Origin of the sequence: Actinomycetospora succinea (assembly GCF_004363095.1) — a bacterium.
Lineage (GTDB): Bacteria > Actinomycetota > Actinomycetes > Mycobacteriales > Pseudonocardiaceae > Actinomycetospora > Actinomycetospora succinea.
This window is the reverse complement of sequence record NZ_SNYO01000011.1, coordinates 36,429-57,853: the sequence shown is the minus strand read 5'-3', so window position 1 is coordinate 57,853 and position 21,425 is coordinate 36,429. Positions and strand designations below refer to the sequence as shown.

Genomic DNA, 21,425 nt, shown 5'->3' with positions numbered 1-21,425 from the left:
ACGTCCAGCCGGGCAGCGGGATCGAGTCGGGACCCTGATGGCGTCAGCACTCTGCGGCACTCCGGTTACTCCCCCCGAGTTACTCTGTCCACACGGACGGCGGAGAAATTTGACCCCCTGTCACCACCGTCGGCACCATACTTGTGTGGATCACAAGGCCGGTGTCAAGAGCGATGACGTATGCGTGACACCGCGTTCGGCTGAGATCACACCGCCGTCCGCGTCGGTATGCATCCCCCTCTTTCAGAAGCGGGACTACATCGCACGGACCATCGACTCGGTGCTGGAGCAGACCTTCACCGACTTCGAGCTGGTCGTCCTCGACAACGCCAGTACCGACGGCTCGAGCGAGATCGTCGACGGCTACGACGACCCGCGGGTCCGTGTCGTCCGGCACACCGAGACGGTCCCGATGATCGCGAACTTCAACGCCGCGGTCGCCGCGACGCGCGCTCCTCTCGTCAAGGTTCTCAACGCCGATGACCTCGTCGAGCCGGAGGCCCTCGAGCGTCAGGTCGAGGTGATGGACGCCGAGCCGGACGTCGCGGTGGTCTCCAGCCGCCACCACCTCGTCGACGACCGGGACCGGATCGTGGCCCGCGACCGCACCCTGCGCACCCCCGACCTCATCGGGCGCCAGGACAGGGCGACCGTGGTGCGCCGCGTGGTCCGCCACGGCGGCAATCCGCTCGGCGTCCCCGGAAACATGCTGTTCAGGCGCTCGGCGTTCGATCAGGTAGGCGGCTTCCCGACCGACGACGACTCGTTCGTGCTCGACGTCGCGCTGGCGGTGCGCCTCACGACCACCGGGGACTTCTACGGGCTGCCCCAGACGCTCTCGCGGTTCCGGCTGGCGTCGGGCTCGGAGAGCGGGTCCGACCGTCGGCACCACCTGCGGGCCCAGCGGGCGTTCGTGCGCGGGCTCCGTCGCGACCACGCAGACGTGGTCCGTTGCCAGGACACGGCACGCGGCCTCGCGCGGTGGCCGCTGACCTGGCTGCGGCACCACGTGCTCATGTCGGCGGCGTCGGACCCGGACGGTCGGGCTCATCGACTCGCGGCGCGGGTCCTGGCTCCCGGAGGGTGCCGAGATGATCGTCACGCCTGATCTCGGGCAACGGCGTCACGAGCTGCGGGCATTACGTACCGCGTCCGGATGAACACACAGACTTGGACCGAACAGCTGTCGCCCAAATGACACCGATCTTCACCTCGACGCCCATCGCAACGTAGGTTGCCGTTCGCTCGATCGGGTGACGTTCGGCGATACCCCATTTGCCACGCGCCCCGTGTGCCGCGAGAGGGGCGAAGGCGTTGGGACCGGTGGCGACCGGATCGACCGACACACCGCGGGCCGAGGTGACCCGGCTCCCCGGACAACCGACCGTGAGATACGCGGCCCCGATGGCCCCGGCGCCGGCGCGCCCGCTGCTCGGCTTCCGGTCGGCCGTGCACTGGCAGGCCTGGATGCTCGTCCTGCCGGTGGACGCCGTGCTGCTTGCGGCGCCGGTGTTCTGGCTGCCGCAGTACGCCAAGGCCGTCCTCGCGATGACGCTCATCGCGCTTGCCCTGCTCTCCGGAGGCGGGCGGTACCGAGCACGGCTGCACCTCTCCGTGCTCGACGAGCTCCCGATGGTCATCGGGCGCCTGCTCGTCGCGGCCGCGCTCGTCGCCTCGGTCTTCGCGCTGCGCCACGACGGCGAGGGCGTCGAGACCTTCCTGCTGATCGTCCTGCCCGGCCTCGGACTCGTGGTGCTCGGTCGTATCGCCACGACCCGGTTCATCCTCGCCGCCCGCCGGCGCGGCGTGGTCGCGCACCGCACCCTCGTCGTCGGCGGCGGGTCGCTGGCCGCCGACGTCATCGAGCTCCTGCAGCGCCATCCCCGTTACGGCCTCGCGGTCGCCGGGTTCCTCGACGACGGCCGCGACCCCGCGGCCTCGGCGTTCGCGCCGCACGTCGGCGCCCTGTCCGACCTCGAGCGCGTGGTCGCGGACAACGGCATCGACGTCGTGCTCGTGGCCGGCGGCGAGTTCGACGAAGCCGAGCTGCTCGACCGTGTCCGCAGCCCCGAGTGCGCCGGCTGCGACCTGCTGATCGTGCCGCGGCTGCCCGCGTTCGTCACCCAGACCGGCACCGGCGACCACATCGGCTCCGTGCCGATCACGCGCATCCGCACACCCCCGCTGAACGGCGTCAGCTGGGCACTCAAGCGGGCCTTCGACGTCGCGGTGAGTGCAACGTCCCTCCTGGTGCTAGCTCCGGCGCTCGGGTTCATCGCGCTGGCGGTGCGGCTCGAAGGTGGTCCCGGCGTGATCTTCCGGCAGGCGCGGGTCGGGCGCGACGGGCGCGAGTTCGAGTGCCTGAAGTTCCGCTCGATGCGCCCCGCGAACGAGCAGGAGTCGGCCACGCAGTGGTCGATCGTGGACGACGACCGGGTCGGCCCGGTCGGGCGGCTCCTGCGAAGGACGTCGCTCGACGAACTGCCGCAGCTGTGGAACATCCTGCGCGGCGACATGACGCTGGTCGGCCCACGCCCGGAGCGCCCGCACTTCGTCGAGAAGTTCTCCTCGGAGCACCCGCGCTACGGCCAGCGGCACCGCGTCCCGTCGGGGCTCACGGGTCTTGCGCAGGTCAGCGGCCTGCGCGGCGCCGACACCCCGATCTCCGACCGGGCGCGGTTCGACAACTTCTACATCGAGAACTGGTCGCTCTGGCTCGACGCCAAGGTTCTTCTCCGCACGATCAGCGAGGTCCTGTTCGCGCGCGGACGCTGACGACGTCCGCGCATCTACCCGTCGTCCCGAGAACAGATCGACCGTCACCTGCAGGAGCTGCTAGAGACGCCGGTGCGCTGACGATGTGCTCGACCTCGGTCACCCGGGTCGGGTCGTCGAGGATCGCCGCGAAGGCGGACGGCGCGTCGTGCTCCAGGGTCTGGCGGTCCACAGCGCTGGACGCGACGCGCTGGCCGTCGGCGGGCGTGCGGTCGTCGCGGGGCAGGAGCCGGTAGATGCCGCGCAGCGAGTTGTGGCGTGGCCCGAGCGCGTCCGGGCCGGTGTCGTCGACGCTGCCCTCGGTCAGGGCCAGGCCGAAGCGGCGGGCGCGGCTGATCATCCACAGCAGGGTGATGTCGGCGAGCTCCCGGTCGCCGTAGCCGCCGCCGACGTCGGAGTGGACGCCTGTGAACCACACCTGCTCGAGCTCCTGGCGGTGGCGCTCGGCATCGGCCGGGGCGTTGCTCGGCAGGGTCCAGAGGGTCGGCGGGAACGACCCGCGCCGCTCGTGCATCGCGAGCGCGTGGAAAGCCCCGTCGACGCGGCTGCTGAGGTCGGTGTCGTGGAAGCGGAAGCGCCGGTTCACCAGCCGGGCGAAGGCAACTCCGGTGACCGGGATGCCGAGCGCGCCGACGGTGTCGAACACGCCAATGAAGCGGATGCGCGGCTCGTGGGAGAACGAGCGCCGGAAGAGCTCCGACTCCAGTCGGCGAGGCTCGGACACCTTGGCGCGTGAGCGGTAGAGCGCGAAGGCGTCGTCGAGGTGGTGCTCGTACTCGCGGCGCAGGATGCCGCAGTTGTGGACGAAGCCCGCGGTGCTGCGCGCCGTGAACGCCCCCCGACTGAAGCCGAAGAAGAAGATCTCATCGCCGGGCTCGTAGGTGTCGATGAGGAAGCGGTACGCGGCGAGGACGTTGCGGGAGACCCCGGCGCCGAAGGCACCGCCGGTGATCCGGTCGAGCCGGCCGGCCGTGCCGACGCCCTTGTCGTAGAAGACCCGCTGGCCGTGGCCCTCGGCGTCGGTCTCCGCGACAGCGCGGGCGATCATCGAGACGTTGGTCGGGACCGGCAGCCCGTCGGCGTCCATCTCGTCCGGCGAGTTCCACGTGCCGTCACAGCACACGACCAAACGCTTCATATCGGCCCCTATCCGGCTGCGGTCACGTACGAGGAGGTCTGAGCGCGCGACGGACTGCAGCAGCGATCTCGGTGAGATCGGTGCTGGTGAGGCCTGCGTGCACGGGCAACGACAAGCACGTCGACGCCACGGCGTCGGCTGTCGGCGTCGGATCAGCGATCACCCGAGGATGTTCGCGATAGCAGTCGTACTGCTGCAGCGGCTTCGGGTAGTAGACGCCGGACGCCACTCCCTGCTCCCGCAGGCGATCGGCCAGCTCGTCTCGGGACAGGGACGCGAGGACGCGGACCGTGTACTGGTGCCAGACGTGTGTCCGCTCGGCCGCAACGGTCGGGAGCGCCAGCTCGGGAAGGTCGTGGAGGAGTTCGGCCAGAACGCGTGCGTTCGCCCGCCGGCGCTCCACCTGCTGGCAGTAGCGTGCGAGCTGGGGGAGGACGACGGCAGCAGCGAGGTCCGTCATGCGGTAGTTGTTGCCGACGACCTCGTACTCATAGCGCACGCGCATTCCTTGATTGCGCAGGACACGGAGGCGCTCAGCGACCTCGTCGTCATCGGTGGTCACGATGCCGCCTTCGCCGGCCGCGAGATTCTTGGTGGCGTAGAAGGAGAAGCAGCCGGTCCCGAAACCACCCACCGGTCGGCCCGCGAAAGACGCGCCGTGTGCCTGCGCCGCGTCCTCGACGATCCGCAGCCCCTGCTCCTCCGCGAACGGCGCGATCTTGCCGAGATCAGCGGGGTGACCGAAGAGATGGACCGGCACGACGGCAGCGGTCCGGGAAGTCACCGCCTCAGACATCGCGCCCGTGTCGATGCAGAAGTCCGACGAGTCGATGTCGACGAGACGGACGGTGGCCCCGGTCTCGAGGGCGGCGTTGGCGGTGGCGACGAAGGTGAACGCCGGGACGATGACCTCGTCACCAGGCCCGATGTCGAGGACGCGGAACGCAGCCACGAGGGCGGTCGTGCCGTTGTTCACCGCGACGGCGTGCCGCACTCCGCACATGCTCGCGAAGGCGGCCTCGAGCTCACTGACCTTCGGGCCCTGGGTCAGTCGGCCGGATCTCAGTACCGACAGCACCGACTCCTCGACGTCCGGGCCGAGGAGGACATCCGAGATTTCGATCATGTCGCGACCCTCTCGCGGCGCCACGCCGTGCCGAGTGTGTCGTCCAGAACCTCCGCGATGTTCTCCCGAAACCGCTCGACGCTGAACGATTCGGCGGTGCGACGGATCTGGGCGTGGTCCCAACGCGTGTCCCACGCCTGACGCAGCGCCGCAGCCATCGCGACCACCTGGTCCTCTGAACGTTCCGCGACCTCGACGAGCAGCCCGTTCTCGCCGTGGTGGACGTAGTCGAGCGCACCCCCGACCGCGGCCGCCACGACGGGGACCCCCGCTGCCAGTGCCTCGACCGGCGCGATCCCGAAATCCTCCTCGCCGGGGAAGACCAGGACGCGGGCTCGCATCATCGCCTCGCGGACGACCGGCCAAGGCGCTCGACCGATGAACCGCGTGCCGGGCGGGGCGGTGTCCTCGAGTCGTTCGCGCTCCGGACCGTCTCCGGCGATCACGAGGGGTAGACCGGACATCCTCGCTGCCTCGACGGCGATCTCGGGGCGCTTGTAACCGACGAGCCTCCCGAACCAGAGCACGTGGGAACCCTCGAGGTGTTCGACGGTCTGCCAGCGCTCGACCTCCACAGGCGGGTGCACGACGCGCGCGGTCCGGCGATGGGCGATCTCGATGCGACGTGCGACCGCCGAGGAGTTCGCGAGCAGGACGGTGGCCTGTTGCGCCACGTAGCGATCCCATGCGCGCAGCGGCGGCAGCACCCCGTGCCGGACCGCCCTCCGCGTCATCGCGGGTAGCCGCGACAGCTCGATGTCGGGTCGCCACAAGAGCCGGGACGGCGTGTGGTGATAAACGATCGACGGCCCGTCGAACCGTCTGGCCGCAGCATGGGCAGCGAAGTGGGAACTGATCAGGAGCGCGTCCGCCTCGATCCGCGTGGTCGCCCACGCTGCCATCATCGGGAGCGCGTACCGGGACCAGTTCGTCTGCGCGTGCGGCAGGCTCGACGGCCAGAGAGCTTCGACGGACGTCCGTGGAAATCGGTCCGAGGCCAGCGTCCGGTCCACGATGGCGGCCACGAGACGGCGCGCGCCCGAAACCTGCACCAACTGCTCCGCGACACACTCAGAACCCGCCCAGTTCGTCAGCCACTCGTGCGCGACGGTGATCCTCATGTCGGCCCCCTCCGAGTCCTTCAGCGACCTCGAGCCAGCAGGACTTCGGCCACGGTCCGCAGGAGCACCTTGGTGTCCATCCAGAGCGACCAGTTCTCGATGTAGTAGTTGTCGAAGCGTGCTCGATCGACGATCGGTGTGTCACCGCGTAGGCCGCTGACCTGGGCGAACCCGGTCAAGCCGGCACGCACCCGGTGCCGAGAGCCGTAGAGGGGCACCTCGACGGAGAACTTGTCCACGAAGTGGGGACGCTCCGGGCGCGGCCCGACCAGGGTCATGTCCCCGCGGACGATGTTCCACAGTTGCGGGAGTTCGTCGAGGGAGAGGCGACGGATCACCCTCCCGACAGGTCCAACCCGACGATCGCTCGCCACCGACCAGCGTGTTGATGCCTCCTCGTCGGTCGTCGGCCTCAGCGTGCGGAACTTGAGGCACGTGAAGACCCTCCCGTCGCGTCCGACCCGCTCTTGGCGGAACAGGACTCCCGGCCCGCCCTCGAGACGGACGAGCACCGCGAGGACGGCGAGTAGCGGCAGCAGGAGGACGAGCAAGGCGACGCTCACGGCGATGTCGAAGCCCCGCTTGAGTGCCCACGCCGGCCCGTGAAGAGCCGGATTGTTGATCCGCATCACGGGGATCGATCCGACGTGGTCGGGGAGACCGACCTGGGTGTGCAGCTGGTGCAGGCGGGGGACGACCAGCAGTTCCCATCGGCGCCGGGTGGGTACCTGGACGAGGTCCAGGATTGCTGTCTCGCCGGGACCGTCCGCAACGAGGACCGCCACGATGCGGTGTTCCTCGATGACACCCCGGAGGTCCTCCGCGCGCCCGAGGAACGGGACGCCGGCCACGTCACCGGCCGAGGTCTCGTCCACGTAGCCCGTCACGAGCAACCCGTATTGGGGATACCTCTCGAGAACCGTGATGATCTCGGCTGCGAGTGGACCGGACCCGACGACCACGGTGCGGTGTGCGACCCGACCCCGGCGACGGGCGCGCAGGATGATCTGTGTCGTGATGACCCGTCCGACGACGAGCAGGGTCGCCGACCACAGCGATACGGCGAGGAACGAGGCCGTCTCAGGTGTGTCGAAGCGCAGCGCCTTGATGGTCCCGACGACGGCGTCCGCGGTGGCGAAGCGTGCGAGCAACCACGGCAGCTCGTCGAGGACGCTCAGGTGCAGGCGAGCTCGGTAGCACCGTCCGTTCGTCAGGAGCAGCACCGTCAGCGCGGACAGCGCAGCCAGGGCGCGAGCGTTCTCGGGTGCCCAGAGCATCGGCAGCCCGATCATGACCGCGTCGACGGGCGGCACGATCATCCATGCGCGGATCGAGCGCATCCCACGCCACCGTGGCCGAGGTCTCGCAGGTGGTGCCACCGGAGCTCGCGGAGCAGGGATCCCGCTCACCACGGTGGTCGGGTCCCATCTGGTTCCCGTCACGATGTTCCCCCCAGATCATCGATGAGACGTGGTCGCTTGGTCGTCGTGCTCGTCCCGCTCGAACGACCGGCGACGGCGTGTGAGCCTGTTCGACTGCAGCTCGTACCGATGCGCGAAACGATCGGCGTGGAACGGGCGGGGGCCGGTCGTCTCGTAGTAGATGACCTCCACCCGGTCGAGGAGCGACGGCGCGATACCGGCGACCACTGCTTCCTCGAGCCCTTCGATATCGACCTTCAGGATGTCGATGCGGTCCTCGGTCCTCAGGATCTCGTCGAGTACCTCGTTGATGGATCTGCAAGTGACCTCGATCAGCTCTCCCTCGACGCCGATCCCTCCGTAACGGCCGGTCGGCTCCGTCCCGAAACTGACCTGCCCGTTCTCGAGGGCCACGGCGAACGGGTGGATCGTGCAGCGCTCTCGGAACGGCGCCGTGTTTCCGGCGAGCCGTTCGAGGTTCACAGGAACGGGTTCGAAGGCGTGGACACGGACGTGGTGATTGCGAGTGAGGAAGTAGAGGGCGCTCACGCCGATGTTCGCGCCGACATCGACCACGACGCGGACGTCGCGACGGGCCGCATACGTCCGCCTCGCGAACACCTCGTTGACGGTACGGACGTCGTGGCTCGAGTAGGTCGTGGGTGCGATCGTGCCGATCGGTGTCGAGATCGCACAGTGGTACGGGTAATCGCCGGCGGACGTCAGATACCGGCGCAGGAAATCCACGGGTTGGGGAAATACACCGCACATCGTGAGCAATGTGCGGTAGTGACCCCAATGCAGCGGTGCCCCCAGGACGAGAGGCAGGGACCGGCCGCCCACCTGCGAGCCGTTGCGCGTCTTCATGTGTCCGTCCCATGTCCGAAGCCGTTCCGGGATGCCGGCCCCACCATCGGCTCGGCGACAGCGCCGTCAGCCGGACCGGTGACCGCTTCGCTCGTCTCGGGCCTCTTCCGGGGTCGCGGAGACGGAACGAATCGGCGCGGCGAGGCGAGCGACTCGGGGATGGTCGGCGAGGGCGCCGACGGGGAACTCCGGTGACCGACGGGCTCCGCGGTGTAGTACGTGGCGTACTGCCCCACCGCGTCGCGACGGCGGGGCGCGTCCATCGTCAGCACGGTCCCCACGACCGGAGCGGACACCGCGGCGAGCGCCTCCTCGGCTTCGGCGATCTGGTCCCGGCGGGTGCGTCCTCGAGCGCACACCAGCAGGGCGCCATCGGCCACCCGCGACACGATGGTGGCGTCGGACACCGCGAGGACCGCAGGGGAGTCGAGGAGGATCACGTCGTAGAGCGGTCGGAGGGTGGCCACGACCTCGGGCAGACGCTTCATGGCGAGGACCTCGCCGGGTGTCGCCGCGGCGGACCCGCCGGCCAGGACGTCGAACCCCCCGGCCCACCAGCGCTCGATGGCTCGAGACGGAGGGATGTCCTGAGAGAGCACCCCGCTGAGCCCGATCGTGTCCTCCAGGCCGAGGAACGTCCCGATCTGCGGACGACGCAGGTCGGCCTCGACCACGAGGACCCGGTACTCCGCGGCCGCCAGGGAGATGGCCAGGTTGCACACCACCGAGGTCTTGCCTTCGAGAGGAGCCGCGCTGGTGACGAGCAAGACCTTGGACGGTCGCCCGGTATCGACGAAGTGGAGGTTGGTCCGTAGCTGGCGGAAGGCCTCGGTACGCGGGGAGTTGGGGAGCTCATCCGTCAGCAGGGGCCGCGCTGCGTAGGCGCGGTCATAGGGAATAGGACCGAGCAACGGCGCATGGACCAGGGCCCGAAGGGCGTCGGTGGAACGGACGGTCCGGTCCAGGGAGTGTCGTGTGAAGGCGGCTCCGATGCCGACCGCCGTCCCGGCGAGGAGGCCGAGCACGAGCGTCAGCGGAAGCCCCGTCGACGAGGGTGCTGTCGGAACGTCGGCCGGCTGGACGACGGACACGGAAACCGGCGGAATGCCCTGTGCTGCCGCGCGCTTCTCGATCTGCACGACCTCGGCCTGGAATGCTGCTCCCACCGCATTCGCGATCGCTGCTGCCCGCGCCGGGTCGCCGTCGGTCACGGCGATGTCGATGAGGACCGACTCCGCGGCGTTGGTCGGCGTGATCTGGGTGGCGAGGTCCGCGGGCGACTCCTGCAGGCCGAGCGTCCGGACGACGTCGCCCGTGACCTTCGTGCTCGTGACGAGCTCGAGATAGGAGGGAACCCGCTCGCGGGCGAGCTGAGCGCCCTCGTACGCCGCACTGGTCGAGTCGTTGGCTGCCGAGACGAACAGCCGGGTCGTCGCGGTGTACTCGGGCGGGCGCAGCGCCCACAGGAGGCCGGCCGCGAGAACAGCGACGACCAAGGGGACGACGACCAGCAGCCACCGCTCCCGAACGACGGTCAGGAGACTTTGTACGGTCACGACTCTTCCTTTCCTGTGGCGAGGAGCAATGTTCGCCAGGCCGGCTTGGGACTGCCGTCGACGTGGGTGATACCGAAGAAACACTCGCGGTCGTCCGTACATCCCGAATCGCGGAGGTGGTAGACGACGAACGCTGACACGTAGCCCGAACGGCGCGCGATCCCGATGTACTCGGCGAGGAACTTGGCCTGTTCGTCCTCGGACCGAGCTGCTGCTCCACCGCTGGTCGGGTTGCCGACCTCAGTGATCCAGAACGGCTTTCCCCGTGCCCCGTGCTCGTCGAAGCGCGACCTGATGGTGGACATCCGGCAGAAGCTCCACCGGTACATCGGATCGCACTCCTCCACGGGGTCGTTGCCGTAAGGGTGGATCGCGATCGCGTCGAAGTAGCCGTTCAGGTCAGGAGCAGCACGGTAGAGAGCGCCGATCCAGTCCTCGCGATCATCCACCCCGGTACTGACATCGGCGGACAGGAGAACCCGGACGTTCGGGTTCGCCTCGCGGATCGACGGCACGACGTACTTGACGAACTCTGCGTATGTGTCGGCGGCGGGGCGACCGCCGGAGAACTGAGCGAGATAGGGCTCGTTGAGCAGTTCCAGGGCGGTCGGCGCGAACCGGGAATCGGAGCGACCCGCCCAGAACGTACCTCCCGGACCGAACTGTCGTGCGAACTCCGTCATCCAAGATCGAGCAGCGGACCAGTCCGATGTGTTCTGTCCGCCAGCGGGCGCGAGCACGGGGAGGACGGAGAGGCCTCGGCTCGCGGCGACGTCGAAGACCGCGCCGTCGAGATCGCCGAGCCCCCATTCCTCCCGCACGAGCCCGACGCCGCTGGACGCGACCTGGTCCACACGCCCTGCTTCCAAGCCGTGTCCGCGCAGGTCGGCCACGAGCCCCAGCGTCATCGGGGAGCCGGATCTCGAGAGCTCGTCGGCTGCAGCCTTGGTGAGTGGGTCACAGGCCGAGACGGTCACGGCGAGGATGAGGACGCTCAGCACGGTGAGCGCGGTCCGCACGGTTCGATGGCGCATCACGACGGCACCTTCGTGTGTTCCGGCGTGGGCCGGCTCGACGTCGGACGCGACGCAGACGGCACGCTCGCGCCCAGGACGACCACAGCGAAGACGATCAAGGAGCCTGGTTCGAAGAAGAAGTAGTCGTTCCAGCCTTGGGCGAGGAGGCCGAGCAGGGTCGCGCCGAAGGCGGCCGGGAGCGGCGAGGGACCGGCGCGACCTGCGAATGCGGAGACGAGCGCACCGACCACGAGGACGACGAAACCTGTCAAGCCGATCCAGCCAAGATCGAGACCGAGCTGCGCGTACAGGTTGTGGCAGTGCGCTAAGGCCTCGTCCGCGACGACCGTGCCTTGGCGCGCTGCCAGTCGGAAGTTGTCGAAGCCGATCCCCGCAGGATGGGAGCTCAGCAGCTCCCACCCGCCTCGTTGGAGTTGGAACCGGACCGTGTCGCCACCCTGGACGGTGGCGAACCGGAGCTGGTAGTCCGCGACGTCCTTGGCGGGCAGCAGCGCGAGGGCGAGCCAGGCGAGGCCGACCACCGTCGACAAGCCTGTGATCAGGGAGCCGAGGCTGCGCGTCCGGAGGATGACGAGAGCGGTCGCCCCGACGACGACGAGGATCAAGGCTCCTCGCGACTGTGTCACCGCCAGCGAGTACGCCCCTCCCACCAGCGCGGCCGCCGGCAGGAGTGCCGCGAGGGGACGCCGGGAGCGCACGGAGTTCCCCAGCAGACCGAGTGCGAGGACCACGACGACGGCCTCGAAGTTCGCGAAGTTGCTGTAGTAGCCGAACGTCGAGTCGACGACCTCGTCGTAGGGCTCTCCGACGAAGGCGTAGACGCCGACGCTCTGGAGATAGGCGAAACCGGCGGCGACGACGCCCATGGCGAGCAGGACCATCACGAGGCGGTGCAGGAAAGCGCGGTCACGGGACGCGATGGCGACCCCGCCGAGGACTGCGTTGGCCACGAGGAACCAGCGCGCCGTCCCGACGGCGGCCCCGGCGGAGTCGGTGGCGAGGAGCGTCGCGAGCGCGCTACCGACCAAGAGCAGACCCAGTCCGCCGCGTACTGCGCCGGGTGCTGTTCGGCCGGCCCAGGCGAGGACGAACGCCGGCGCGAAGAGTGCGAGTGCGATCACCGACAGCTCGACGACCCCGCTCCCGACGGCGATCGTCCGATCGACGACCGCCAGGACGACCGTTGCGTACAACCCCACCTGTGGTCGACCGAGGGCGAGCAGCGCGAGGACGCCCGCGGCCGCCAGGAGTGCCAACTTCACCATTCGTGGGCCGCCGCCGACCGTGATCAATCCCCCGACCAGCACGACGGCCACAGCCGACGCCGCGACGAGCCACAACGCGGTCACCAGGACGCTGAGCCAACGTTCCCTGTCGCGGGACGACACGGTCCTGGGGAGGTTCAGCGCGCGGAAATTCGACGAGGTCAGGTCACTCACCTCCCAGGGAGATGGCGACGGTGATCGCTCGGAGGAGGCCCTCGGCTACTTCTTGCGTCGGTTCGCGGTCCTCGCCAAGGGCTGTCTCGATCGCTGATCGGTCGAGGATCGACCACAGAGAGAGCGGTCCGTCGAGGACGAGCGGACGGAGCTTCTCCCGGTGACGGACGAACCAGGTGATCGACCACGGTGCCGAGGAGTCGTCCTCCGTCCGGCCCGATCTGCGCACGCGACCTGCTGCCAGGGCTGCGCCTCGCATCGTCGCGTGGGCGGTCGCCAAGCGGCGATGTCGCACGCGCCACGGGCCGTCGAAGGGTATGCGGTCGAGCTGGGGCGCCGTCGCGTGCAGGAGGCGGCGGTGAACGAGCTCCGCGTAGCGCTCTGACGGATGCAGGGAGAGGGCGTGTGTGATGAAGGAGCGGGACGTGAAGGGAGAGAACAGATCGTCGGCCGGCGAGGACCGCCGGATCCCTGTCGATCCCCAGCACGCCACACGCTCGAACGTGTAGAAGGCCTCTGAGACCTCGTAGGGCCGCCAGCCCTCATCGAGGCGCTCCCGGATGAACCTACTGAGGTAGTCGGCGATCTGCTGGCGTGCTTCGCGACGGAGCAGGTTCGCGGGGTCGCGAGCCTTGAGTTGCAGCAGCAGGTCCTGGACCGCGGTGGAGCGGCGCACCAGGGGGCCACAGGTGGCCAGGGCACTGAGGGTGCCCGTGCCGCCGCGGGCGATCTCGCCACCGACACCCCATGCCTGGATGCCGACCCGGTCCACGACCCTCGGAAGTCGCTGGACGTCGTGGAGCTGGAGCAGACTCGACGAGCCGTCCGTCAACTCGACGAAGGACTGCGCGACCTCGACGTCGGCGCGGCTCTCCTCGGTGGGGTCCACCTGAGGGATCCGCGAGTGATCGAGATCCGCGGCGTCCGCGAGCAGACGGCCGATCTCGACGTCCGTGTCGCCCTCGTCGCCGATGGTGAGGGTTCGGGGGTGGGCGCCCGCCGCGAGCGCGAGGGCGAGGAGCAGCCGGCTGTCACGGCCTGCCGTGATCCCGCACGAGGCCGGGAGCCCGGGCTGCGTCAGCGCAGCTCGGGTCAGCTCGATCAACTCGCTCCTCAGCCGATCCGTGGCGTAGCGATCACCGGCCGCGCCACGCGCACGCGCGAGCGCGATGGCAGGGGAGAAGTCAGCGATCTCCTCGACGCCGCCGGCGCGATAGGCGCACCGGTGTCCCCGAGGAGTGGCCACGACCGACTCGACCGTGGTCCGTCCGCCTACGTACCACCCGAGCGTGAGGAAGCCGGCCACGCCGAGTGGATCCGGGTCGTTCGCCCGGACGAGGGTGCGGATGGCGCGCACGCTGTTCCCCACGGCCCAGCCGCCCTCGACGGGCGCGCAGTACAGCGGTCCGAGTCCGAGCGGGTCGTTGCGACAGGCGATCTCGTCGGTCTCGAGGTCGACACGAATCGCTGCGAACTGGCCTTCGAGGTCCTCGTGCCCGTACCAGTGCGACAGGAGATCGACGGCATCCCAAGCGCGCGGGCCCGTCCTGGTGCTGACCGGTACACCGTCGAGGCAGACCACGACGTCGTCGCCCCGCGCGACAGAGCGACGCGGGGCGATCTGGTCCTCGGTGTGCCCGACACTGGCAACGACGGTCCGACCGGACCTCGAGATCGCCGTCGTGGGTCGAGCCGCCGCGAGCTGGGGGTAGGAATGGGCGGCGAGGGTGCACGCGCGCGTCACGGGGTCCGGCGAGGTCGGCGCCGAGGCCACGAGGGCGAGAAAGAGGAGCACAGCCGATCACCCCTCCGCCGTGGCGGCCCGCGATGGCCGATCGGTTCGCTCTTCCGCGGGGGGAGACGCAAGCGCCGTCTCGATGAAGCCCTCGACCCGTCGGAGGTAGGGGCCGAAGGACAGTCCCTGCGCTCGACGGAACGCCCGCGTGCTCCGATCGGCCACAGATCGACCGCCTTGGAGCACTTCTGCCAGCGCTGCGGCGCACCCGAGCGCGTCGTCGCGTTCGAAGAGGACTGCCTCCTCGCCGTCACGGACGAGTTCCGGGATTCCCCCGACACGGGTCGCCACGAGCGGGATGCGAGCAAGAGAAGCCTCGATCGCCACCATCGGAGCGGGCTCCTCCCAGCGGGAGGGGACGACCCAGGCGGACGCGGCCGCGAGCTCGTCCCGCAACGTGTCACCCCGCCGAGGCCCGACGAGGTCGACCAAGTCAGCAACTCCGACGGCCTCGGCCCGGCGTCTGAGAGCAGCCAGGTAGGTGCGGGGACCGTTGCCGATCACCCTGAGGCGTGCTCGTACGCCATGACGACGAAGGAGCTCCGAGAGAGCCTCGATGGCGGTGTCGATCCCCTTGTCCTCGACCACGCGGCCGACGAACACCACGATCGGGTCGCCGGCCGGAGGCTCCCGACGGAGCGTCGTCAGCGCATCGGCAGCGGCGTTGACGGGGTGGACGACCACTTCGTGGACGATCTCGACAGCAGGCGGCGGCGCCACCGTGCCGCGCAGGAACTCGCTGTTCCAGCAGACGGCGGCGGGTTGGCTGCGAGGTCCCACGGCCCGGAAGCCCCAGAGACGGTGAGCCCGACGAACGAGGACGGACCACCACTGGCCCGCACGCGTGTCCTGCGGACGGAGATAGCGGAGGAAGAGATCACGCTCGTAGAGGCCACTGAACCATTGCTCGCAGACCCTGAACGCCAGTCGAGGGATGTGCTCCGCGAGCCGCGAGATCGCCAGATGGGGCAGGCCTACGGCGTTCCACACGAAGACGAGGTCGTAGTCGCGACCCTCGAGAAACCGCTCGACGCGACGCACCCCGGTCCATGTGTGGAATGGAGCGAGAAGGACTCCGAAGCGGTTCTCGGACGCGCGCGGCAGGATGCGGTGGACGTCTGGCCGGGGGGCAGCTCGGCGTCGGCCGTCTCGCGACGTCAACACGTCGATCTCGTAGGTGGAGCGGAGGTGCTCGACGACGTCCCGGCACTCGACCTCATAGCCGCCGACCACCACCGGCGGGTACAGGTTGGTGACCACGAGGAGGCGGGGCCGGCGGGGCATGGAGGACAGATCGCTCAGAGCCATGTCAGGCCCACTCCCTCTCGCGTCGGTCCGCGAGCAGACGGAGGTCCTCGAGGGTCACGGCGCGGACCGCGAGCCCGGCGATGGCGAAGACGATGGCGCCGACCAGGACGGAGAGCACGACCGGCGCATCTCGGAGGGGCAACACGGCGAGCGCCATGACACCCGCCGCGACGAGCGTGCGAGCCCACGCGGCGAAGGGGAAGGAGACGCCGGTGCCGCGGCGGAGCGCGGCGAAGGTCACGATCGCGACGGCGTACTCCGCGATCACGGTCACCCACGCCGTCGCCGAAGCACCGCCGACAGGCACCACCAGCAGGTTCACAGGGATGGTCACCGCGGCCACGCAGGCCGCGATCGCGCAGAACAAGCCCGTTCGACCGCAGGCCAGGGCGAGTCCGGTGGCGACGTATCCGGCACAGATGGCGGGGAAGCTCAGCAGCAGTACGGCGAGAACCGGCCCGGACGACGCGAACTCATTCCCGTAGACGAGGACCGACAGCGAGGACGACAGCAGGGCTCCGCCGACGGCGATCGGCACCGCCGCGAGCATGACGCTCTTGAGCGCGAGGGCGAAGAGGCGGGACCGCCGCTCCCTCGCGGCGGGTGAGTCGTCTCGCCACGTACTCGACAGGAGGGGCAGAACGACACTCAGGAGGGTCGCCGGGACGACCTGGAGGATATCGAGGACCCGAGCGCCGGCCGAGTAGTCGGCGGCCTCGCCGGCGCCGCGGAAGGCGTAGAGGACGACACCACCCGCGCGGTAGTAGGACGCGACGAACAGGCCGCCGAGCGCGACGGGCGCGGCGATCATGAGGATGGGGCGCAACGTCGACCACACGGCGGCGAAGCTCGGGGGAGCGAGGCGGCGGAACATCGCCCACGTGACCACCGACTGGACCACGTTGACGGCACAGAACGCGATGCCGAAGGCCAGGAGGGAAGCGTGGGTCGCCGCGAGGACGATCACGGCCGTCGTCCACAGGATGCTCTGCATCAGGAGCAGCGCGTTCTGCGCCTGCACGTGCAGCTTGGCCTGACCCACGGTCTGCAGTGACGAGAGCGGCATCAGCAACAGGGTCGCGGCACCGAGGACGGCGACCAGCCGCGCGTCGGGTGCAGGTTCGAGGACAGCGAACCCGATCGCCACGAACGCGGCTCCGAGCAGGCCCGTCATCGACCTGGCCACCACCAGCGCGCCGACGATCGAGGCCTCCGCGTCGGGCCGGACGGTCAGCTGGCGGACGACGGTCGTGGTGAGACCGAGATCGCCGACGTTGATCGCGATGGAGAGCAGCAGGAGCATCAGAGAAAACTGGCCGAACTGCTCGTGGCCGAGCCCGCGGGCGAGCCCCGCTGCGACCGCGATCCCGCCCGCGATCCCCACCACTCGCACGGCGAGCTGGATGACGAGGGCCGTCGAGAGATCGCGGCGAGAGCGAGCGGCCCGGACAAGGCTCAGTGACACGCCGCCTCCCGGTACGTGCCGGCAGTGGCTTCGGCGATGGTCGACCACCCGAAGCGCGCGCGTGCCATCTCGGCGCCCGCACGACCGCGAGCGGCGCAGCCGTCGGCGCCGATCTCGACCGCGGACAGGAGAGCGTCGACGAGTGCGGGGACTTCGGGTCGAGCGGTCACCCAACCGGTCACGCCGTCGTCGACGGCGTCGGGCAGGCCTCCCGTGGGATAGACGATCACAGGGGTCTCGAAGGCGTAGGACAACAGCAGGACGCCGCTTTGACTCGCGATGCGGTAGGCGAAGAGCGACACGTCGGCGGCCGCGAACCACCCGGCGGCGGCGTCCCACGACTGGTGACCCTCGATGAGGTGCAGTCGATCGCCTGATCCGACCTCGGCCTGCGCACACCGCACCATGCCGCCGGCGCCGGCGTCGGCTCCCGCCACGATCACGTGGAGCTCCGGGAGGAGCGGGAGCGCGGCCAGGATGTCCTCGATGCCCTTGTCGAGCCGCAGCTGCCCGAAGACGAGAGCGACGGTGGCGTCTCTCGGGATGCCCAGCTCGTGCCGGACGGTCGCCCGATCTCCGGGTGTGGCTCGCGCGGCGAGGGACCCGTAGTCACCGTGCGGAATGACGACGGCGCGCTCTCGACCGGCGCGTGTCAGTCGCGGAATGTCGGCGGACGTGTGGACCACCACCCGGGCAGCGAGGCGCTGACACACGGCGTGGGAGCGGGCCCAGCTCTGGCCACGGTCGAAGGTGTTGTGCGGGGTCAGCACGATCCGTGCTCCCGCGAGCCTGACCAGGACGGACGCGACCGCGAGCAGCGGTGGGAACTCACCGCTCTGGAGGTGGACGAGCCGGGTGCGGCGGGCAGCCGGTAGGAGCCGAGCGACACCGGCCAGGTAAGCGAGCCCGTTCACCGCGCGTATCAGCTGCATACGGCGAGCGACGGTCAGCGCCCAGGACCGCCGTCGGACGTAGGTGAACACGGGGTGCACCGCCGTGGAGGCCGGGTAGTCGACCTCGTGATCGCGGGCCGTGGCCACCTCGACCCCGACTCCGCGCTCGGCCAGAGCCGCGACGAGATCGGCCGTGTAGTCCGCCACTCCGCCACGGCCGCCCTGTTCGATCATCATCACCCGCACGCCGGCTGAGGTCGCGACCGGGCGCCGAGGTCGCGTCAGCACGGCGCCTCCGGCTCGGTGAACAGGCCGACACCGGTGCCGCTCCCACGGCGGAAGTGGTTCGACGGGACGTCGACGAATCGCGCGTATCGGCCGCCCTGCTCCTCGCACAGACGTTGGAGCACACCTGTGCGCCCGCCGGACGAGTCGAGCAGCACCGTGCGCGCCGCCCGATGGGAGAGCGCGAGCCCGAACTCGTGCTCGGCGTTCTCAGCCGTGTGAGGTGTGTCGTGGACGAGGAGGTCGACCCGCCGACCGAGCAGCGTGGGACCGAGGACGTCCGCCGTCGTTCCCTCGATGAGCTCCCACCGGTCGGCCAGGCGAGGAGGCACGACCCATCCGGACGCCGGATCGGCGTCGACCGACATCAGCTCGCCGGGATGGCCCTCCTCGGTGTTGAGCTCGAGGGCCCGCAGGAGCACGAGAGACCCGAGGCCGTTGTAGACGCCGCACTCCACGCAGAGGGCCGGCTTGAGGATGCGCACCAGGCCCCACCAGAGGAGGCGGTTGCCGAGCATCGCGCGGGACTTCAGATCGAGGCGCCGGCCCAGACGGGACCGCCAGCGCTCGTCGAACTCGACGTCACGCACACCTTCGTCGAGATACCGTCGCGCCGTACCGACGTCGCAACCCAGCAGGTCGGCAAGGAACTCCGCGAGCTCGTCGACATTGGCGACGTCGTACGTGTGACTCTCGACCTCGGGGTCCCAGAGCACGTATCGCACGTGCTCCCACCGGACGTCCCGGAGCGTCACGTCCGAGTACGCCAGCACCCGAAGCTTCGTGATCATCCGCAGACGTCCCAGCGACCTCATCCGTGCATGCCACTGCACGGGGAGTGCGCTCTTCAGTGAATCCTTGAACGAGAGGCGGGTCGCCGTGCGAGGGACCTTCTCCGTCACGGACATGTCGCTCACGCCTCTCGCACGTCGTGGAGGACGCGTTCGCAGACGCGGTCCACCGTGTCGTCGTCGATGCCGGCCCACAGCGGCAGGCACAGGTGCCGGTCCGCGGTCGCCTCGGCCACGGAGAGGCTCGCGTCCGTTTGACCCGCGTACTCCTCGAGGACATGGAGAGCCGGGTACCGGGTGGTCTGGATGCCGGCTTCTGCGAGGCTGCGGCGCAGGTGGACCCGCAGCTCGTGCGTATCGGTCAGCACGGGAAACGCGAAGTGCGACGACCGGGACACGGCCTCGTCGTCCCACAGCAGCGTGAGCCGCTCACTGAAGCCGAGGCGTTCGCGATACCGCAGGACCGCCGCCCGGCGTGCATCGATCTCGGCGGCGAGACGCGGGATCCGCGCGAGGCCGAGCGCGGCGCGAGGCTCGTCGAGGCGGTAGTTGTAGCCGAGATCGACGATGTCGTAGGAGTCCTCGTGACCGCGGTGCCGGTCCCAGGTCCCGGACGTCATCGCGTGCGATCGCAGGGACCGGACGATGTCGGCCGCGCCGCTCGATCCGGTCAGCACCGCTCCGCCCTCGCCGACGCTGAGCTGCTTCTTGGAGAAGAACGACACGCACGCGAGGTCGCCGCCCGTCCCGCACGGTCGGCCGTCGGCATACCGCGCGCCGATGGCCTGAGCCATGTCCTCGATGAGCACCAGGCCGTTCTCGTCGCACAGGGTCCGCAACGGCGCGAGGTCCGCGGTGTAACCGCAGAAGTGCACCGCGATGACGGCCTTCGTCCGCGGTGTGATGCGCCGGGAGACGTCCTCCACGGAGAGGTTCATGTCCGTCGGCGACGCCGAATCGCACAGCACCGGTGTCGCCCCGCAGTACCGCGGGGCGTGTGCCGTCGCGAGGAAGGTCATCGTCGGCACGATGACCTCGTCGCCCGGACCGATCCCGGCAGCCCTGCAGGCCAGGTGGAGCGCCGCGGTGCCGCTGGACACGGCCACGGCGTGGGTGGAACCCGTGAACTGCGCGACGGCGTCCTCGAACGCCCGGGTCCGTGGGCCCATCGTCAGCCAGCCGGAGGCGTAGCAGTCCATCACGGCCGCCACGTCGTCGTCCGTCACCACGACGTCGGTGAGGGGAACCGTCCAGGTCATCGGTGCAGTCCCTCCGCGATCGCCTCGACCACGCGGTCCTGTTGGTCGACGGTCATGTGCGGGTAGAGCGGAATGGTCAGTTCCGAGCGGGCCCACCGTTCCGACTCGGGCAGCGACTGCTCCCCGAACCGCTTCTCGTAGGCGGAGAACTCGTGGACCGCCGGATAGAACAGGGATGTCTGGACCGAGCGGTTCTCGCGGAGGTGGCGGCGCAGGGGCCCCTGACGCTCCTGGTCGGCGACGAGGACGGGCATCACGTAGCAGGCGCTCGTCGCCACGTCCTCGTCGCGGAAGGGCACGATCAGGCCGTCGAGCCCGCAGAGGAGCGACCGGTATCGCCGCACCAGCTCGCGTCGTCGGTCGATGTCCTCGGGGAGGCGTTCGAGTCGGGAGTGCAGCAGGGCCGCCCGTGGCTCGTCGAGGCGGTAGTTGTATCCCAGACCGGAGGCGTCGTACGTGTCGGTCGCTCCCGTGTGGCGGCTCCAGGTCCCGCTGGTCATGCCCTGGGAGCGCAGCCGTCGGGCGAGGGCAGCGACGTCGTCATCGTCGGTGAGGAGGAGCCCGCCCTCTCCGCACGAGAGAATCTTGTTCGAGAAGAACGAGAAGGCCCCGGCCAGGCCGATGGTGCCCAGTGACCGGCCGCCCAGCGTCGCCATGGGGGCGTGTGCGACGTCCTCGATCAGCGCGATGCCGTGCTGCCGGCAGAGCTCGCGGAGCACGTCCACCGCCGCCGGGTAGCCGGCGAAGTGCACGGCGCAGACCGCTCGAGTGCGGGGACCGATCAGCGAGGCCACCTGCACCGGGTCGATCCCGGGGTCGTGCGGCCCGCGGATGTCGGCGAAGACCGGCGTGGCTCCGCAGTACAGAGCTGCGTTCGCGGTGGCCGCGAAGGTGACGGACGGGACGATGACCTCGTCGCCGGGACCGACGCCGGCGCCGAGGTAGGCGAGGTGCAGCGCGGCGGTACACGAGGAGACGCAGACGGCGTGGCGTGCGCCGAGCGCCGCGGCGAAGGCGCTCTCGAAGGCGTCGACCCGGGGACCCATGGTGAGCCAGCCCGATCGCAGCGTCGCCTCGACGGCCGCGAGGTCGGCCGCGCTGAGCCGGAGGTCGAACAGCGGGATGGCGGGGTCGTTACCGGAGGCCATG

At 69.8% G+C, this 21,425-nt stretch carries 17 protein-coding genes; 2 read left to right on the top strand and 15 right to left on the bottom strand.

What is annotated here, in order from left to right; translation table 11 throughout:
- Nucleotides 1-37 precede the first annotated feature (37 nt).
- Nucleotides 38-1,108: a glycosyltransferase family 2 protein gene (locus EV188_RS26600; RefSeq protein WP_133829361.1), complete on the top strand. Its 1,071-nt coding sequence runs from the start codon at nt 38-40 to the stop codon at nt 1,106-1,108.
- 278 nt (nt 1,109-1,386) lie between these two features.
- On the top strand, nt 1,387-2,775 hold the full coding sequence (locus EV188_RS26595) for a sugar transferase (RefSeq protein ID WP_243742020.1): 1,389 nt from the start codon (nt 1,387-1,389) through the stop codon (nt 2,773-2,775).
- On the opposite strand, the gene EV188_RS26590 is transcribed toward EV188_RS26595, so the two are convergent.
- From EV188_RS26590 to EV188_RS26520, 15 genes are all read right to left on the bottom strand, one after another.
- Nucleotides 2,744-3,913 (bottom strand): DUF2235 domain-containing protein, encoded by a 1,170-nt coding sequence (locus EV188_RS26590; RefSeq protein ID WP_133829360.1) that lies wholly within the window; start codon nt 3,911-3,913, stop codon nt 2,744-2,746. The two genes, EV188_RS26595 and EV188_RS26590, sit on opposite strands and share 32 nt — an antisense overlap.
- Before the next feature lie 22 nt (nt 3,914-3,935).
- Entirely contained in the window at nt 3,936-5,039 is a 1,104-nt protein-coding gene (locus EV188_RS26585; RefSeq protein WP_133829359.1) for a DegT/DnrJ/EryC1/StrS family aminotransferase, read from the bottom strand.
- Nucleotides 5,036-6,160, bottom strand: a complete 1,125-nt coding sequence (locus EV188_RS26580; RefSeq protein ID WP_133829358.1) for a glycosyltransferase — start codon at nt 6,158-6,160, stop codon at nt 5,036-5,038. Before EV188_RS26580 ends, EV188_RS26585 begins: the two co-directional genes overlap by 4 nt.
- A 20-nt stretch (nt 6,161-6,180) precedes the next feature.
- Entirely contained in the window at nt 6,181-7,500 is a 1,320-nt protein-coding gene (locus EV188_RS26575) for an exopolysaccharide biosynthesis polyprenyl glycosylphosphotransferase (RefSeq protein ID WP_133829357.1), read from the bottom strand.
- A 117-nt stretch (nt 7,501-7,617) separates the two neighbouring features.
- Nucleotides 7,618-8,328, bottom strand: a complete 711-nt coding sequence (locus tag EV188_RS26570) for an FkbM family methyltransferase (protein ID WP_166660102.1) — start codon at nt 8,326-8,328, stop codon at nt 7,618-7,620.
- 116 nt (nt 8,329-8,444) lie between these two features.
- Nucleotides 8,445-10,004: a tyrosine-protein kinase domain-containing protein gene (locus tag EV188_RS26565; RefSeq protein ID WP_166660101.1), complete on the bottom strand. Its 1,560-nt coding sequence runs from the start codon at nt 10,002-10,004 to the stop codon at nt 8,445-8,447.
- Nucleotides 10,001-11,023, bottom strand: coding sequence for a glycosyl hydrolase (locus EV188_RS26560; protein WP_133829354.1), 1,023 nt, complete (start codon nt 11,021-11,023; stop codon nt 10,001-10,003). Before EV188_RS26560 ends, EV188_RS26565 begins: the two co-directional genes overlap by 4 nt.
- A 14-nt stretch (nt 11,024-11,037) precedes the next feature.
- Nucleotides 11,038-12,480, bottom strand: a complete 1,443-nt coding sequence (locus EV188_RS26555; RefSeq protein WP_133829353.1) for an O-antigen ligase family protein — start codon at nt 12,478-12,480, stop codon at nt 11,038-11,040.
- Nucleotides 12,473-14,275, bottom strand: coding sequence for an asparagine synthetase B family protein (locus EV188_RS26550; RefSeq protein ID WP_133829352.1), 1,803 nt, complete (start codon nt 14,273-14,275; stop codon nt 12,473-12,475). The genes EV188_RS26555 and EV188_RS26550 overlap by 8 nt, the downstream gene beginning before the upstream one ends.
- Before the next feature lie 6 nt (nt 14,276-14,281).
- On the bottom strand, nt 14,282-15,583 hold the full coding sequence (locus EV188_RS26545; RefSeq protein WP_133829351.1) for a glycosyltransferase family 4 protein: 1,302 nt from the start codon (nt 15,581-15,583) through the stop codon (nt 14,282-14,284).
- Between the two features lies 1 nt (nt 15,584).
- Nucleotides 15,585-17,096, bottom strand: coding sequence for an oligosaccharide flippase family protein (locus EV188_RS26540; RefSeq protein ID WP_133829350.1), 1,512 nt, complete (start codon nt 17,094-17,096; stop codon nt 15,585-15,587).
- Nucleotides 17,039-18,178 (bottom strand): glycosyltransferase family 4 protein, encoded by a 1,140-nt coding sequence (locus EV188_RS26535; RefSeq protein ID WP_133829349.1) that lies wholly within the window; start codon nt 18,176-18,178, stop codon nt 17,039-17,041. The genes EV188_RS26540 and EV188_RS26535 overlap by 58 nt, the downstream gene beginning before the upstream one ends.
- Nucleotides 18,179-18,222: 44 nt before the next feature.
- Nucleotides 18,223-19,017, bottom strand: a complete 795-nt coding sequence (locus tag EV188_RS26530; protein WP_166660099.1) for a class I SAM-dependent methyltransferase — start codon at nt 19,015-19,017, stop codon at nt 18,223-18,225.
- A 122-nt stretch (nt 19,018-19,139) separates the two neighbouring features.
- Nucleotides 19,140-20,372: a DegT/DnrJ/EryC1/StrS family aminotransferase gene (locus tag EV188_RS26525; protein ID WP_166660098.1), complete on the bottom strand. Its 1,233-nt coding sequence runs from the start codon at nt 20,370-20,372 to the stop codon at nt 19,140-19,142.
- Complete coding sequence (locus EV188_RS26520) at nt 20,273-21,424, bottom strand: DegT/DnrJ/EryC1/StrS family aminotransferase (protein WP_133829346.1); 1,152 nt, start codon at nt 21,422-21,424, stop codon at nt 20,273-20,275. The genes EV188_RS26525 and EV188_RS26520 overlap by 100 nt, the downstream gene beginning before the upstream one ends.
- Nucleotide 21,425: the final 1 nt, after the last annotated feature.

Bases quoted from the DNA above. Each gene is read 5' to 3' on its own strand.
- EV188_RS26600 (WP_133829361.1), top strand. From the start codon at position 38: ATGGCGTCAGCACTCTGCGGCACTCCGGTTACTCCCCCCGAGTTACTC.
- EV188_RS26590 (WP_133829360.1), bottom strand. From the start codon at position 3,913: ATGAAGCGTTTGGTCGTGTGCTGTGACGGCACGTGGAACTCGCCGGAC.
- EV188_RS26585 (WP_133829359.1), bottom strand. From the start codon at position 5,039: ATGATCGAAATCTCGGATGTCCTCCTCGGCCCGGACGTCGAGGAGTCG.
- EV188_RS26580 (WP_133829358.1), bottom strand. From the start codon at position 6,160: ATGAGGATCACCGTCGCGCACGAGTGGCTGACGAACTGGGCGGGTTCT.
- EV188_RS26575 (WP_133829357.1), bottom strand. From the start codon at position 7,500: ATGCGCTCGATCCGCGCATGGATGATCGTGCCGCCCGTCGACGCGGTC.
- EV188_RS26545 (WP_133829351.1), bottom strand. From the start codon at position 15,583: ATGGCTCTGAGCGATCTGTCCTCCATGCCCCGCCGGCCCCGCCTCCTC.
- EV188_RS26535 (WP_133829349.1), bottom strand. From the start codon at position 18,178: ATGATGATCGAACAGGGCGGCCGTGGCGGAGTGGCGGACTACACGGCC.
- EV188_RS26530 (WP_166660099.1), bottom strand. From the start codon at position 19,017: ATGATCACGAAGCTTCGGGTGCTGGCGTACTCGGACGTGACGCTCCGG.
- EV188_RS26520 (WP_133829346.1), bottom strand. From the start codon at position 21,424: ATGGCCTCCGGTAACGACCCCGCCATCCCGCTGTTCGACCTCCGGCTC.